Source organism: uncultured Bifidobacterium sp. (assembly GCF_945269915.1).
Taxonomy (GTDB): Bacteria; Actinomycetota; Actinomycetes; order Actinomycetales; family Bifidobacteriaceae; genus Bombiscardovia; species Bombiscardovia indica.
Genome location: NZ_CALYOY010000028.1, coordinates 1 through 15,938, shown reverse-complemented (window position 1 = coordinate 15,938; position 15,938 = coordinate 1). Strand labels below are relative to the sequence as shown.

Here is a 15,938-nt window from a genome sequence, read left to right as displayed (position 1 = left end):
TGACCCGCGAACAGCAGACCGTCAAGTAGGGTTCCGTATCTCCGAGAGCGGAGGGGCCATCTCGAGTCGGCATGCGGCAAAGGAACGGACCCCAACAGCATCCATGCATGAGCCCGGGACCCCGGCTTCATTCAACAGCTGGCGGGCCCCGGGCTCATACCGCGTCAGGATTCAGACTGCGTAGTTGGACATCTGCCTGAGGAAGGGCACATTGGTCGCCAGCCACGGGAAGCCCCATTCCAGCAGGGCACAGGCGACGACCAGGACGAGAAGGATCATCAGAATCCAACGAATCGGTGCTATGCCGGATTGGTGACGCAGGAGCCAACCATAGATGCTGGCCACCGGACGGGGCCTGGTGCCCTCCCTGATCTCACGAAGGACCGGATAGCGCCATGCGATCAGGGCCGCCAGGTAGATGACCAGGTAGGCCGCAACCAGTGCCAGGATCACGTTCTGTAGGGAGCCGACCTTGGCCAGGGGGGTCGAGGCCCGTTGGGCGAAGACCACATCGGCCCCCTTGTCGCCCATGAGCTCCTTGGGTACGCCATCGGAGACCTTGGCCCAATAGTCGAACTCCCCCCAGCTGATCCAGCGGTGGGTGGCCGTGGAATACTTGGGCTCGCAGGTGGTCAGGGTGATCATCCTCTTGGTGGCCGGACCGGTCGGGTTCTCGGGATTGGGGGCAATCACGTCGACCTGGTCGGGCAGGACGATCCTGTAGGAGGTGTAGTGATACACGTACCAGTAATCCTTGGTCCGCAGCACGATGGCGTCGCCGACCTTGAATTCATCCACATGGGCCAGCGGCTCACCATATCCGGCACGGTGACCGGCCAGGGCCACATTGCCGACCTCGCCCGGCATCTGCGTGTTGGGGTAATGTCCCAGGCCTGCGTAGGCCAGCTGGGAGGGTGAGGTGCCCTGGACCACGTTGCGCTCCCAGTGTTCGCCGAAACGCGGAATGTAGAGCTGGGCCATCAGGTCGCCTTCGGAGGCCGACCTGGGCTCGACCGGAGGCTCACCACCCTGGGGCGGGGCGACACGCTTGGTATCACCGGAGGCGGGCTTGCTCCATGCGGAGGATTCACGGGTCTCGATTTGCCGGTGCTCCGACTGGACACCCGTCCACCAGAGCTGCCAGACCACATAGAGTGCACAGAGGACAGCCAGGGTTATCAGCAGCTCCCCCAGGACCTCCGCCGCCGAGACCAGCCTGCTACGGCCCCTTTCGGGCTCCCGACCGGTTTCCCGACCCGGGTCAACGGCGTCCTTGTTTTCTGGCTCTTCTGATGTCATTGCTGCGCTTTCTCATCCACCGATGCGTATTGGAGGGGCTGGAGCACTGCCGTAGCCTCGGCAAATCTGAGGTTGTCGGAATTCTCCACCTTCCATCCCAGGCCCAGCGTATTCACATACTCCTTATAGACCTTGATCGATGGTGAATCATTGAGGGCCTTGTTCATTCTGTCGGTCGGACCTATGGCAGCGATTTTATATGGCGGCGAGTACTTCCTGCCATGCAGGAGGAGCACATTGCCTACGCAGCGCACGGCCGAGGTGGGCAGTACCCGCTGGTCCTGGATCTGCATGGATTCGGCCCCACCGGCCCAGAGGGCGTTAACAACACTCTCCACGTCCTGTTGGTGAATCACGTAATCGTTGATATTGGCCGCCGAACCGTCCTGTCCCACCTTCTGCTGCCAGAGGGGGGAATCATTCAGGGTCACCGTCAGCCCGGGACCCTGAACGGCCTTGAGAACCGTACCCGCCCCGGCATCCTCACCGGAATTGGACCCGTCCCTGTCGTCCGTCAGGCTCTTCAGGGCGTTGATCTGGTTGCTCATGGAGTTGATGTCCTGGCGCAGGTCCGCGACCTTGCTCTCGCGTTCCTCGACCAGGCCCGCCGTATCGGAGGTGACGGTCACGGTCCGGTTGACACGGATGTTCACAACCAGCATGTACCCGACCAATGCCAGGATGACAGCCACCGACAAGGTACCTATCAGGGACCTTCGAGCACCGTGCCTGCCCGTCCTCCTGGCCATTGCACCCCTCATTCCCATCTGCGATAGTATTACGTTCGAGTCTAACCGCTACTATGTCTTAGTAGACCAAATGAAGGAGAATATTCTCATGGCAGAGCATCAGCTCCATGACAAGGACGAGGCGGTGGACGAGGAACCTGTCAAGGCCGGGGAGGCCGTTGAGACCGAGGAGCCCACGTCCAAGTCTGCATCCGACAAGTCGGAGGAAACCAGAGACGCCACGGCTGATGAGTCCAAGGATTCCGAGGCCCAGGGGACCGGGAAGTCCCGCGAGTCCAAGAAGCAGGAATCTGTTGAGTCCAGGGAAAATGACTCCAGGACGTCTGAGAATAGAGATTCCGATGAGGATATGGACGAGGATGAGTTCGGCCTGTCCATGGACAAGGTCGAGGCCGTCCTCAACCAGAGCGTCGACAAGAAGCACATGACCCCCCAGATGCGTCGCATCGTCCAGCGCCAGGAGGAGAACACCAAGCGCGTGGAGGACACCATCAAGGGCACCAAGGCCAACCCGCGCTGGTTCGTCCCCCTCTTCGTGACCCTGATGCTGCTGGGCCTGATCTGGATTGTGGTCTACTACATCTCCTCCACCCGTGGCAACGTCTATCCGATCCCCAGGATCGGCAACTGGAACCTGGCGGTGGGCTTCGGCATCCTCCTGGTCGGATTCCTGATGACCATGTGGTGGCACTGAGTCAAGTCATCCTTCCGAAACCCCGGAACCGCTGTCATGTGGATAGGCGGTCCGGGGTTTTCTGTACCCAGGTGCCGATGCGGGAATCCATATCCACGCTCTGGACGTCCGACTTATCCACATTTTTCCTTTCGGTGATCGCACATAGATGGATAAGCCTAGGAAACCGCTCTATATAGGCAAAACCCAAAGGACTTATCCACATTTCCACCTGGCATATGCACCAGATTCCGATACTTATACGCAGCTTATCCACACTTTTATCAACAATTGTGGATAGCTTACACGCTTGTTATTTACAGGTGGAGAACCACACCGATGCCGTACACCCTCCTCCTGCATCACTCACCGCCTGCACAGCAACCATGACATCCGCCACGGGGACAGCCTCGACAGTCGGCGGGGATACACCTCACATGGGAGGCATGGGGTTGGTCGCATTGCAGAGCAGCACCAGGGCGGTGATGACCACCAGGAAGACCACCGTGATGCCGACCCACCGGATTGTGAAGGACCTCGCGCTCCTGGCCCGACCGGCGATGCGGTCGAGGGCCACCATACAGAGGAGACCGATAAGGAAGCCGCCCACATGATCCTGCCAGGCGATCCCCGGCACGACAAGGGGCATGCAGAAGTTGATGACCATCCAGACCACCATGGACCGGATGTCCATCCCCATGCGTCGGTAGATCACCAGGATGGCACCGAAGAGTCCGAAGAGGGCCCCGGATGCGCCGATGGCCGAGATGTTCCACCCGTTCGGCACCAGGAAGGCGTAGACCATCATGCCCAGATCGCCGCCGAGCCCGCTCAGGAGGTAGAGGGCCAGAAAGCGCCACCGCCCCAGGGAACGCTCCAGCACGGGCCCCACCACCCATAGGGTGATCATGTTGAAGAGGATGTGCGTCACGTTGGTGGAGTGCATGAACATGGAAGTGACGAAGGTCCACGGGTGCCGCAGGGCCAGGGCCGGGGCGAATGCCAGCTGGTTGACCAGGACGAACAGGTAGTTCTGCGACCTGAATAGGTAGGCGGCCATCTGCACCAGCCAGACCAGGACGCAGATCAGGGTGATCCATATGGTCACCAAGGGCAGGTCATCGCCCCACCGCCTGCGCATGTAGGTCAGGGGTCCGCCGGACCCCCTGCCTGAGCCTCCCGGATTGGTGTAGTTGCCGTTGACCATGTGCCCACTCTACCCCGGCTCCCGCCACCCCATCCGCCGACACCGAGATCGTGGTGGCAACCCATTCCCTTCCTCATCAGGCATGCTGGAGGATCGGCCATCTGAACGGCCTGGCGCCGCCTCCCGTGTGCTCTTTCCGTGCTTCAATCGGCCCGTCGCCACAACCGTTCTCCTCCATCCACTAGAATGGTGAGCAAGTCGGCCAATCTGGGCAAGACCGACATATCGTCGTCGAAAGGAGCCAAACATGGAGAATAAATCTTCAAACGGCTGGAAGTTCTTTGCACTGCTCTTCGGCACGCTGCTGGCCGGCGTTGTCGCTCTGTTCGTATACAAGCAGCAGAACCCGGATTACGATCCCTGGGAGGAGCCCTGGGAGAACAGCTCATCGCCGGTTGACCTGGGCCTGGCCAAGGATGAGGGTGAGGAGTCCACGGACACCGATTCCCCTCTCCAGGAGGGAACCGAGGCCTGAACCGTTCCGGTCGGAAGGGAGCCTGACCCAGCGCCATGCACGTCCACCCATTCATCTCAATAGGATGATTGATGGCTTCGGCTGCATGCGCGAGGGCAACAGGTTCCCTTTTTCATACCCTCTGCCAGGGCGCATGAAACCTGTCCTGCAGGAATCCACCATGCCGGGAGAAGCGGGATGACACGCCGGTTTCCTCATCGCGCCACAATAGAGGCATGAGCGCCATACGAAAAGAGGACGTGGTCGAGGGCCGTCGGGACTTCCTGTCCTGGCGAGATCTGGCCAAGGAGGCCGAGCAGGCCCTGGACGACCCCGATGATGCGACCGCACGGATGACCATCAATCCGAAGGTCCCCCGCCGTCAGGTTGCCATGGCCGTACGCTACTCGTTGCACATGCTGGAGATCAAGGCCCCGGGGCCGGGAGTAGAGGTCAGGGTGGCCCCCTGGGGAGCCGTCAAGATTTTGGATGGCCCGGCCTCGGACCCCCATAACCTGACCCCGCCAGATGTGATTGAACTGGACCCTGAAGTCTGGCTACGCCTGGCCGCAGGGGTGACCCGATGGAATGAGGAGCGGGAGGCCGGCCACATCAGTGCCGTCGGCGAACGCGATGACCTGCACGAGCTGCTCCCTCTGGTCTGATTCTCACCCACCGCTGTCCCCGAGTGAATCATCCGAAATCCGAAACGACTGAGGGTTTACGCCAGGAAAGACGTGGACCCTTGAAACCTTGGAGGCACTGGCTCATCTGGTCTTCTTGGAGCCGGTCTTCTTCGCACCGGATTCCCTGGCTGAGGCCGTCTTGGCGGGAGCCTTGACAGCCGTGACCTTCTTGCCCGCAGCAGACTTGGTTGGGGATGATGTACCGGTACCGGACTTGGTCGAAGCCTTGGAAACAGTCTTGGCGGCCGCCGATCTGGAACCGGATGCCCTGGAAGAGGCCTTGCCTGCGGTCGACTTGGATTCGGACGTCTTGGGGGCCGCCGCTTTGGCACTGGTGGCCTTGATGCCCTTAGTGCCCTTGGCCGCCGTGGCCACCTTTGACGCGGACTTGCCCTCGGACTTCGCAGCCTTGGACTTCGCAGCCGGGACATGCTTGGGGGCATGATGCCCCAGGATGCTGGGAACGGGAATGGGTATGCGCTTGTGGGGCTTGGGAGTCACCGGCATCTCGCCGGACGTCGCCTTGGCCGCCGCCTCGGCAGCCCAACGGGCATAATCATCCAGATCATCGTCCACAGGAGCGGGCTCTGCAACAGCCGTATCAGGCGAATCAGGGGTATCGGCCGGATCGGATTCCTTGGAGGTGTTCTTGGATGAACCCGCACGGCCGTATTCAGCCTCGACCATCGTAAATGGGTCGGTGTGCTCTTCGCCGGGTTCCTTGCCGCTCAATTCCTTGGCCAGCTCGTCATAATCCGTATCAGTTGTCAGATATTTGAGCTTACGGGCTATTTTCGTTTGCTTAGCCTTCTGACGTCCGCGGCCCATCCGACCCCCTTCGCCAGGTAACGTGCACTTAGGCACCATGAATGTAAGTTTGCATTACCTACGAGATTACCACCTGCACATCTTGTCTACTCGGACTTTTACGATAAAAGCAATTTCCAAGGGCATTTCGGCATTTCGACAAGGGCGGTTCCATGCAGAGCGAAGAGCAGGTCACAGCGGCGGGAAACGAAATCAGCGAGAGCTTCAGGACCGCCAAGAAACTGTCGGACCAGACCCTGTCCAAGCTGGAGGAGAACCCCGGCCAATATACGATGCTGACCGGCGACAGACCCACCGGCCGTCTCCATCTGGGCCATTACTTCGGCTCGATCAAGGAACGGGTCGAGATGCAGGACCGGGGGGTCCACACCAACATCGTCATAGCCGACTACCAGGTCATCACCGACCGCGACACCACCGAGCACATGAAGGACAATGTCCTCAACCTGGTTCTGGACTATCTGGCCGCAGGCATCGACCCCGCGAAGACGATGATCTTCACCCATTCGGCCACCCCGGCCGAGAACCAGCTCATGCTCCCCTTCCTCTCCCTGGTCACCGAGGCCGAACTCCACCGCAACCCCACGGTCAAGTCCGAGATGGAGGCCAGTGGCCATGCCCTGACTGGTCTTCTGCTGACCTACCCTGTCCATCAGGCCTGCGACATCCTTTTCTGCAAGGCCAATGTGGTTCCGATCGGCAAGGACAACCTGCCCCACGTGGAACTGACCCGGACCATCGCCCGCCGCTTCAATGAGCGCTACGCAGGCGGCAGGACCATCTTCCCCGAACCGGCCGCCATCCTCTCGGATGCCCCCGAGATTCCCGGCCTGGACGGACGCAAGATGAGCAAGTCGTATGGAAACTCCATCATGCTGGGCGCCACCGCCGAAGAGACCGCCAAGCTGATCAGGAAGTCCCCCACCGATTCCGAGCGGAGGATCACCTTCGACCCGATCAACCGCCCCCAGGTCTCCGCCCTGCTGACCACGGCCGGCCTGGTGACCGGTCGTGACCCCAAAGAGATCGCCGAGGAGATCGGTGATTCCGGAGCAGGCGCCCTCAAGGCCTATGTGACCGAGTCGGTCAACACCTTCCTGGCCCCCCACCGCGAGCGCAGGGCAGAGCTGGCCGAGGACATGGATTACATCCACGATGTACTGGCCGAGGGGAACAGCAAGGCCGACCAGGTCGCCGAGGAGACCCTGGACCAGGTCCGCTCGGCCATGGGAATGAAGTACTGAGCAGGCCGGTACCGAGAGCGACGCTCCAGGAATACCGCACCTCCTGAAACTCAGGGCCTACGAAGCCGGTTACAACCGGGGGTAGGCCCTGCCCTCATATGTCGTAACGCCAGGACCTGTCCGTCAGGACCCTGGCCATAACCAGACCAATCGGCAGGCAGATGATGACCATGAAGGCCCGGAAGGCCCAATCCAGCGCGTTCAGCGTATTGAACTGCCCCAGGTAGAACATGGCCCGGTACATATAGAGGCCCGGCACCATGATGACGATGGAGGGCACGGTCAGGCTGATCCGGGGGTAGCCCAAATCCGGCGGCAGGTAGCCATGACGGACCGATGACCGCCAGACCGTGGCCAGGATGCCGGCCATGAAGGCACCCAGGAAGGCGCCCATCTCGGGAGGCACGTTGAGCAGATCCTGCATCTCCAGGCGCATCGTGTCGGTCAGGGCCCCGATGATCGCCGCGACCAGGGCCATGCGTTGGGGCGAGTTGAAGAGAACCGAGAATCCCCAGACCCCACAGAAGGCTGCGACCAGGCGGAGCCCGGCCAGGACCCAGGCATTCAGCGCCATGGGTTCGAACCCCTGCGGGTTGAGCATGACCATCCTGGCCACGGCCCAGCCTCCCAGGGTGGCGACCAGGATGATCGAGAAGGCGTAGGTGATGCGTTGCACCCCCGAGGGGAAGTCGAGCTTGGCTATATCCAGCCCGCCGGTGACCAGGGGGAAGCCGGGAATGACATAGAGAATGGCCCCGATATAGGCGGTGTCGTGCTTCAGGGCCACCGGGTCGAAGAAACCGACCAGGCGCAGGGTGCCCACACAGGCCAGGGCTGCGATGATGACCGAGACACCAGTTGCGAAGAACTGGTTGATCCTGCGGCCAAGCATCTGGCGACGGACCCACTGGCCGACCCCTGCCCCGACAAAGGCACCCGCCATGTCGAAGGGGCCGCCCCCCAAGAGGAAGACGAAGGCCGAGCAGGCCACGGCTGCGGCGAATCCCGAGAACACGGCGGAATACAACGGTTTGCGGCGCTCTATCAGATTCAGGCGCTCATGAGCCTGGCGAACGGTGACCCCCCTGTTGTCGGTTTGAGAGTGCGGCGCGGACCGAGGGACCTGGTTCTTCCCGGCGCCGTCGGTTCCGGTCCGCTTCTTCCCGTCAACCTCGGTCCCTGCCTCCTTGGCCTTCCCGCCAGGCTCGGTCACAGCGTCCCTTTCGGATGACCCGGACTTCCCGGTCTGCTCCTGGCATCCTTCATCCGGGTCCGGCGCTTCGGTCTCGTTCCCACCGTGGTCATGGCTCCCATGGGTTCCGACGGCACCCAACCCGACGGCCGTCATGGTGTCCATCCGGGCGGCCTCGATGCGGCTCTGGCTTATCTGGTCCTGGTTCTCCACCGCTGTTGCCGCGGCCTCTTTCAGGGCCTTGGCCGCCTCGGCGTCATGGGCCAGGAGGTCCTTGATGGCCTTTCGGGCAGCCGCATAGACATGGGGGTCATCCAGGTTCTCGACCAGCTCCTTGGAAACCGCCGGCATGGCGTGATAGGTGCTGCTCTGCCCACAGTTGACGCTGAGCCAGTCGGCGAAGTGCTCCAGGAGCCAGATCCGCTCCGTGTTGACACCGGTGGTTGGCAGGTCGACCACCTCGGTGATCCGTGATGCACCATCCGTGCAGGAGGCCTCGATGTCCGTCAGGTTCACATCGGCCCGGACGTGGATTCCCATCGGGTAGGCGATCCGGTGCATCATCTGCCGCACCCGGAAGCTTCCGGTCCCCGCCCCCAGCTCCAGCATCCCCACCCGGACGATGAGGCTGGTCTTGGCCGCTATGCAGGCGTCGACGATGGGCTTGTCATAGTCCCGTTCGATGTCTTCCATATCCAAGGGGATGGAGTGGGTGTGGTACTTGCTGACCCTGTTGGCGCCCGCCGCCGTTCTGCCAGGGTTGCGGTCGGCCGATCTGCTGCTCTTGATTTTCACCCTTACATTCATACTCCACTCAGGCCACACAACCGCGTCATAACCGACCAGCCGTCCCATCATCCGCGGCACTTGCCCGCATGTCGGGCAGATCCGCTTTCACCATCCGTCCATGGACCTTGGGGCCCATTCCGTGCGGCCGAGGGGAGGGCACGGACCCCCTGACGGGATGCAACGGAAATGCCGAGTCGATGATGTAACGGAAATATGCCACAGGCGGCCTAGAATGAAGCCGAGCCGCTGACTCGAAGGCTGTGGGCCTGCAACGCCGACCACCAATAACCGCGGAGGTGCCGCGGAATGGTTGATGACCAGGCAACCGGAGATTCGGCAAGGAGGACTGATGACAGATAGTAATCAGCAAATCACGGCGGCGGATGCGACCCTGGTCACATCCGGCACCGGTACGAAGGGCCCGGAGGAACGTCACCTCCCCCGGTCATTGGGCGAGGACATGGCATTGTGCCTGCGACTGCTCCGGGATGTTCTGGGGGAATTCGATCAGGACCTGCTCAAGAGGTTCGATTCGCTGCGCGAGGATGTCATGACCGCCAGCGCCGAACACTTCAACAGGCATCCCTCGGACCCCCTGCCCGACGAGGACGGGCTGGCCAAGGCGGTCGCCCTGATCGACGACACATCCATGAAGGACTCCCAGCTCCTGGCCCGGGCGCTGACCACATACTTCCACCTGGCCAACCTCTGCGAGGAGAACTACCGGGTGCGCGTCCTGCATGAGCGCGAGAGCAAGGTCGATCTGGAGGTCAAGGGCACCGACCCCATCAACGAGATGACCAGCGCCTACAGCCAGCTCCTCCAGGAGACGGGCCCGGCCAAGGCCTCGGAGCTCCTGGAGAAGCTGGAGTTCCATCCGGTCTTCACCGCACACCCCACCGAGGCGAGGCGCAAGGCCGTCGAGGGCAAGATCCGCCGCATCGCCAACCTGTTGGCCGTCCGCCGCGGTCTGGGCGGGTCCGAGCAGGAGGAGAACGAACGCCTGCTCCACAACGAGATCGACGCCCTCTTCCGCACCTCCCCCATCGCGGCCAAGAAACCCACCCCCGTGGAGGAGTCGGACACCATCCTCGACATCTTCGATGCCACGCTTTTCGATACCATTCCCCGGGTCTACCGCCGTTTCGACGACTGGATGCTGGGCAAGAAGGCCGGCACGGTCAAGCCCGTCTGCCCCGCCTTCTTCCACCCCGGCAGCTGGATCGGCTCCGACAGGGACGGCAACCCGAACGTGACGGCCAAGGTCTCACGCAAGGTGGCCCGGAAGTTCTCCGACCACATGCTCAAAGCCCTGCAGGAGGCCACCGCCACGGTCGGCCGCAACATGACCATGGAGGTGACCACCACCCCGCCCAGCAGCGAGCTGCGGAGCCTGTGGAGCCACCAGAAGGAGATGAGCGAGCGCCTGACCGATCGCGCCCAGGTCATCTCCCACAGGGAACTGCACCGGGCCGTGGTCCTGGTCATCGCCGACAGGCTGACCGCCACCATCCAGCGTGATGCCGACCTGATGTACCGCAGCTGCGACGACTTCATCGCCGACCTGAAGGTGGTTCAGGACTCCCTGGCCAAGGCCGGGGCCGTCCGTCAGGCCTATGGCCCCCTCCAGGACCTGATCTGGCAGGCCCAGACCTTCGGCTTCCACATGGTCGAGATGGAGTTCCGCCAGCACTCCCTGGTCCACGCCCGTGCCCTGGAGGACATCCGTGAGCACGGCCTGCACGGCGAGCGCGGCGAGCTCCAGCCCATGACCCACGAGGTCCTTGACACCTTCCGTGCCCTGGGCGCCATCCAGAAGCGCAACGGGCAGAAGGCCGCCCGTCGCTACATCATCTCCTTCACCAAGTCGGCCCAGAACGTCAAGGACGTCTATGAGCTGAACCGCCTGGCCTTCGAGCATGCCGAAGATGTTCCCGTCATCGACGTGATCCCCCTCTTCGAGCAGCTGGAGGACCTCCAGAACTCGGTGGACGTCCTGGAGGAGGTCATCAAGATCCCCGAGGTCCAGGCACGGCTCAAGGAGACCGGCGGCAAGATGGAGGTCATGCTGGGGTACTCCGACTCCTCCAAGGACGCCGGACCGGTCTCGGCCACCCTGGCCCTCCATTCCGCCCAGGAACGGATCGCCAAGTGGGCCCGGAGCCACGACATCGACCTGACCCTCTTCCACGGCCGCGGCGGCGCGGTGGGTCGAGGTGGCGGCCCCGCCAACAGGGCCGTCCTGGCCCAGCCGGTGGGCTCCGTGAACTGCCGTTTCAAGCTCACCGAGCAGGGCGAGGTCATCTTCGCCCGCTACGGCAACCCGGTACTGGCCATCCGCCACATCGAGTCCGTGGCCGCAGCCACCCTGCTCCAGTCGGCCCCCAGCGTCGAGGAACGCAACACGACCATGACCGAGAAGTATGCGGACATGGCCGCCAGGATGGATGATTCGGCCCACAAGCGCTTCCTGGATCTGCTCCACACCCCCGACTTCGCCCCCTGGTTCTCCATCGTGACCCCCCTGAACGAGATCGGTCTGCTCCCCATCGGCTCCCGCCCGGCCAAGCGAGGCCTGGGCGCCAAGTCCCTGGACGACCTGCGCACCATACCCTGGGTCTTCTCCTGGGCACAGGCCCGCATCAACCTGGCCGCCTGGTACGGCCTGGGAACGGCCTGCGAGGAGTTCGGCGACCTGGACACCCTGCGCCAGGCCTACGAGGAATGGCCCCTCTTCAGCACCTTCATCGACAACATCGAGATGAGCCTGGCCAAGACGGACGAGCGCATCGCCAAGATGTACCTGGCCCTGGGCGACCGCGACGACCTGAGCCAGAAGGTGCTGGGCGAGATGGAGCTGACCCGCAAGTGGGTCCTGCAGATCGTGGGCGACGAATGGCCCCTCCAGCACCGCCACGTGCTGGGTCAGGCCATCCGCATCCGCTCCCCCTATGTGGACGCCCTCTCGGTCACCCAGGTCCGCGCCCTGCGCGCCCTGCGCCGCCGCAACGACAAGGAGGAGCTCAGCTCCAGCCAGCAGGCCGACTTCATCTACCTGATCCTCTGCACCGTTTCAGGTGTCGCCGCCGGTCTCCAGAACACCGGCTGATGCCCCGATTCCCCGAAAGCCTGTGGCCCCGTCCCAAAGCTGATGCGCTGGGACGGGGCCACAGGTCGTTCTGCGCGAATCCGAATCAGGTTTCCAAGTGAACTTGGGACCAGAAAGGCGAGAGAAGGTCGCTATGCGGTAGCCGCCTCCACGTGCGCCCTAGATGGCGGAGAGGTACCCGTCGTAGCGTTCCGGACGGTCCGTGAACTCCAGCCCGGCCGACTGGTACCAGGAGTAGCGGTGGGTACCGCTGTCATCAGACCAGATCTCGGGGCAGTCATTGGCCAGCCAGTCGGTCGGGATGGCATGGGTGCCACCGGATGAGGCCATGGCCAGAGCCTGCCTGAGCTGGTCCTCCTGGACCGGTGTCAGGCTGCCGGGGCGTGCCGAGAAGAAGAGTGGGGTGCCGGTCCGGGCCACCAGGTCCATCCACTGCCGGTTGAGCTCCCAGTCGATCGTGTCGGATATGCCCACACAGTCGGCGTCGGCGGCAAAGAAGGTCCCGTCCTGGGGCAGGCGGAAGGCCAGGGTGTTGACTCCGATCTGCCTGGTCCGCTCCCACTGCAGGCCACTGGTATCGTCGCCCGTGCGGTTGATCTGCATGAAGCCGGTACCCAGGTGGCCGACCACATTGCACCCCTGAACCAGCATCCCGGTCTTCGAAGCCTCCTCGAAGATGGCCCCGTAGAGCTTCTTGACCACCTGGGCGCTGGTCAGGCTCCGGTCGTGGAAGTGCCAGCCGTCCGGACTCGGCCAGGGGTTCATCTCAAAACCCCACCGGCCAAGAAGGTCGAAGGTGCTGAAATCATGCTTGACCAGCTGGTACCCCCACTCCCCCAGCGTGGCGATGTCCTGACGGATGTAGTCCAGCGCCTGCGGATGGGATGGGTCCAGACACCCGTTGTGGCAGAGCCTCCACTGGTCGGGAATCCCCTCATCCTCGTTCAGGAGGGGCCTGAACCAGATACCGGGTTTGACCCCCATGGCCTTGATTTCATCGGCCAGGTCGCCCATATCACCGAATGTATCGTTGCCGCGCCGCCAGGGCCCCCCGTTGTAGTCCTCAAGCCTGTGGTGATCCTGCCAGCCGTCGTCGATGACCATGGTCGGGCGGTTTGTGCTGCCCCGGGTCAGGGTGGCCAGGTATGAGGCATCGCCAAGGATCTGGGAGCGGCTGGAGTCCCCATAGGCGTAGTACCAGTTGTTGCTTCCGTAGACCGGCTCCGAAGGCATCAGGCCGTTCGGGCAGAGCCTTGAACAGAAGTCCCTGGCCACCGCGAAGACCTGATCGCCCTCACGTTCCTGGAGCGGATACCGCAGGCTGACGATGGTGGCGACTTCAAGCTCCCGCCCGTCCAGGACCAGGCCTGCGCCCCCATTGCGCAGGTCCAGGACGAGGGTGATCCCGGCGGTGTCGACCTGCCAGAAGCAGAAGGCATTGGCACCGGTGGCCACCCCATACCCGTCGGCGTCCTCCTCGCCCGCGGCCAGGAGGTACCAGGGCATGAACCGGTTGGCGCGCATGGTCTGGAAAGCCATGCGGCCGTAGCCACGCTCCCAGGCATCACCCAGGTAGAGGTCCTCGGCCGCCATGGCCCTGGTCCAGCGCAGGCTCAGGGACCGGACTGGCGTTGAGCCGGCAGTCAGGCAGACCGTTACGGAGGACGCATCGGCCTGCTCGGAGTGTGGTTTCAGACCGACCCTTGCATCGGGAGCCATGTGGAAGGGCCTGCCACCCGACACCGTTTCGCTGTCGGTGTCGGTCCTCAGGGTAATCCAGTCAGGCGCTCCCAGGATAAGGCTCATTGGGTTCATGGTTCAGTACTCCTTCACCTTTATCGAGAGGGTTGATGATGGCGGCTCAGACCCGGACAATGTCGATCAGACGGATGGTCTCGGGCTGGCAGCGAGGTATGCGGATGCCCACACGCTCCAGGTAGGTGCCGGTGACTTCGGATAAACCCAATGGACCTATCGGGTCCAGGGCCTCCAGGGAGGCCCGTGGTTTAGCTGGGCCGGTCCAGGCGAGCCGGTAACGGGCCTCAGGGTCCAAACCGGGGACGCGTAGGTAGACGCCACGGTTATGCAGGGATTCGTCCATCTGGACGTGGGCCAGTATGGCACGGCTGCGATCGGCGGCCACCACGCCGTGGGCCAGGACCGAGGGGTCGGCCAGGTCGAGACGGATTACGCGACCGGAATGGAGGAGACCACGATTGGCCTTGTACCAGGCGATCCATGCCTTGAGCCCTTCCAGATCCTCATCGCTGGCCTTACGGATGTCCCATTCGATGCCCATGGACCCAAAGGCGGCCGTTGCCGCCCGGAAGTCCAGGCTGTAGGTCCTGCCGGTCTGTTGTGAGGAGGGCTGGGAGATGTGTGCCCCGATATACTCAGGGGCCACGGTCTGCTCCGTCCAGCGCTGGATCATCTGCCTGCTCAGGGCATCGGTCATGTCGGATGTCCAGAAGCGCCTGATCTTCCCAATCACGTCCAGGTCGATGCGGCCGCCGCCCGAGGCACAGGACTCCCACTCCACCCGGGGGAAGCGTTGTCGGAGGGTATCCAGAAGGCGGTAGTAGGCCAGGGTCTGTCCATGGACGGCCGGGGCACCTCCCCTGGCCTGGGCACCGCCCTCGAGTAGGTCACGGTTATGATCCCACTTGACATAGTCGATCTGGTAGGTCTGCAGAACCTTGGTCATGGCTTCCAGCACATGGTCGAAGGCCTCAGGGTTGGTCAGATCCAGGACCAGTTGATTGCGTTGAAGTTCAGGGTTCCTGGAGGAGGCCCGCATGACCCATTCGGGATGGGCACGGTAGGCGTCGGAATCCGGGTTGATCATCTCAGGTTCGAACCAGAGGCCGAACTGCATCCCCAAATCATGGACATATTCAACTAATGGCCCCAGTCCCTTGGGCCACACCGCCGGGTCGACCCACCAGTCGCCAAGACCTGCCGTGTCATCGCGACGGAGGTGGAACCAGCCGTCGTCCAGCACCAGGCGCTCCGCACCTATCCGGGCGGCACGGTCTGCCAGGTCGCGCAGGGTATCCAAATCATGATCGAAGGTGATGGCCTCCCATACGTTCAGAATGACCGGCTGCTCGCGGGGGTGCCCGGGCAGGGTACGCTCCCAGTCATGCAGGCTGTTCATCACCGGATCCATGCCATGATCGGAGGCCGTGACCACGATCCAGGGCGTACTGTATTCCTGCCCCTCGGTCAGGACCACCTCGCCGGGCAGGAGGAGTTCACCGGCGCTGACACCGGCCGGGGTGGCGCTGTTCCTGTCCACCCTGAGCACGGTGTTGCCGCTCCAGGCCGGCTGTACGCAGAGGACCCGCCCATGATGGAAATTGAATCCCGGAGTGCCGACCATGACCACGGGCCCCTCGAACCCGGTACGGCCCCAGCGGAACTCACGCACCCAGGCCCCGTCTGCCAGGTCATGACGCTGGGGACTGCGCTCCCGCTCATGCCGACCGGCGAAGTCCAGAATCTGGGTCTGCTCATCGTCCAGGGGTAGACGGACCTCCAGCCCCTCCACCAGGAAGGGGTCGACGCCCAGGTTACGCAGGGTGTGCCGAATCCGCAGGGATCCCCCGGCCATGGCCTCGACCCTGGTCTCAAGACCCAGCTGGGCATCCTCATCCCGGGCAAGGATGGTCAATGAATCAGCGGTTTGCTCGGGCCTGCCCTCGACCA

At 63.0% G+C, this 15,938-nt stretch carries 11 protein-coding genes and 1 pseudogene; 5 read left to right on the top strand and 7 right to left on the bottom strand.

The features are described from left to right. Positions 1 to 171 precede the first annotated feature (171 nt). A complete protein-coding gene (locus tag Q0K62_RS06235; RefSeq protein ID WP_297317115.1) occupies positions 172 to 1,299 on the bottom strand; it encodes a class E sortase in 1,128 nt (375 codons plus the stop codon). Further along, positions 1,296 to 2,048 (bottom strand): DUF881 domain-containing protein, encoded by a 753-nt coding sequence (locus Q0K62_RS06230; RefSeq protein ID WP_297317114.1) that lies wholly within the window; start codon positions 2,046 to 2,048, stop codon positions 1,296 to 1,298. Before Q0K62_RS06230 ends, Q0K62_RS06235 begins: the two co-directional genes overlap by 4 nt. An 88-nt stretch (positions 2,049 to 2,136) precedes the next feature. On the opposite strand from Q0K62_RS06230, the gene crgA reads away from it, so the two are divergent. Next, positions 2,137 to 2,742 (top strand): cell division protein CrgA, encoded by a 606-nt coding sequence (gene crgA, locus Q0K62_RS06225; RefSeq protein WP_297317113.1) that lies wholly within the window; start codon positions 2,137 to 2,139, stop codon positions 2,740 to 2,742. 412 nt (positions 2,743 to 3,154) lie between these two features. On the opposite strand, the gene Q0K62_RS06220 is transcribed toward crgA, so the two are convergent. After that, the gene (locus Q0K62_RS06220) at positions 3,155 to 3,928 is read right to left on the bottom strand and encodes a rhomboid family intramembrane serine protease (RefSeq protein WP_297317112.1); all 774 of its coding nucleotides are present in this window, start codon (positions 3,926 to 3,928) and stop codon (positions 3,155 to 3,157) included. Between the two features lie 247 nt (positions 3,929 to 4,175). Here Q0K62_RS06220 and Q0K62_RS06215 point away from each other — a divergent pair, with 247 nt between their 5' ends. Both Q0K62_RS06215 and Q0K62_RS06210 read left to right on the top strand, forming a co-directional pair. Further along, entirely contained in the window at positions 4,176 to 4,403 is a 228-nt protein-coding gene (locus tag Q0K62_RS06215) for a hypothetical protein (RefSeq protein ID WP_297317111.1), read from the top strand. Positions 4,404 to 4,618: 215 nt separating this feature from the next. Continuing rightward, positions 4,619 to 5,047 (top strand): sterol carrier family protein, encoded by a 429-nt coding sequence (locus tag Q0K62_RS06210; protein ID WP_297317110.1) that lies wholly within the window; start codon positions 4,619 to 4,621, stop codon positions 5,045 to 5,047. A gap of 471 nt (positions 5,048 to 5,518) precedes the next feature. On the opposite strand, the pseudogene Q0K62_RS06205 reads toward Q0K62_RS06210, so the two are convergent. Continuing rightward, positions 5,519 to 5,896: pseudogene (locus Q0K62_RS06205) on the bottom strand (DUF3073 domain-containing protein); the annotation flags it as partial. A gap of 152 nt (positions 5,897 to 6,048) precedes the next feature. Here Q0K62_RS06205 and trpS point away from each other — a divergent pair. Next, on the top strand, positions 6,049 to 7,140 hold the full coding sequence (trpS, locus tag Q0K62_RS06200) for a tryptophan--tRNA ligase (protein WP_297317109.1): 1,092 nt from the start codon (positions 6,049 to 6,051) through the stop codon (positions 7,138 to 7,140). Positions 7,141 to 7,234: 94 nt separating this feature from the next. On the opposite strand, the gene Q0K62_RS06195 is transcribed toward trpS, so the two are convergent. Beyond that, complete coding sequence (locus tag Q0K62_RS06195; RefSeq protein WP_297317108.1) at positions 7,235 to 9,139, bottom strand: threonine/serine exporter family protein; 1,905 nt, start codon at positions 9,137 to 9,139, stop codon at positions 7,235 to 7,237. A gap of 331 nt (positions 9,140 to 9,470) precedes the next feature. Here Q0K62_RS06195 and Q0K62_RS06190 point away from each other — a divergent pair, with 331 nt between their 5' ends. Further along, positions 9,471 to 12,230 carry a phosphoenolpyruvate carboxylase gene (locus Q0K62_RS06190; RefSeq protein WP_297317107.1) on the top strand — a complete coding sequence of 920 codons (2,760 nt, stop codon included), beginning with the start codon at positions 9,471 to 9,473 and terminating at the stop codon, positions 12,228 to 12,230. Between the two features lie 159 nt (positions 12,231 to 12,389). Here Q0K62_RS06190 and Q0K62_RS06185 read toward each other — a convergent pair whose 3' ends face one another. Together Q0K62_RS06185 and Q0K62_RS06180 are read right to left on the bottom strand one after the other, a co-directional pair. Further along, positions 12,390 to 14,045 (bottom strand): glycoside hydrolase family 36 protein, encoded by a 1,656-nt coding sequence (locus Q0K62_RS06185; protein ID WP_297317106.1) that lies wholly within the window; start codon positions 14,043 to 14,045, stop codon positions 12,390 to 12,392. A 46-nt stretch (positions 14,046 to 14,091) separates the two neighbouring features. After that, the coding region (locus Q0K62_RS06180; RefSeq protein WP_297317105.1) for an alpha-galactosidase at positions 14,092 to 15,938 on the bottom strand (1,847 nt) is incomplete at its 5' end.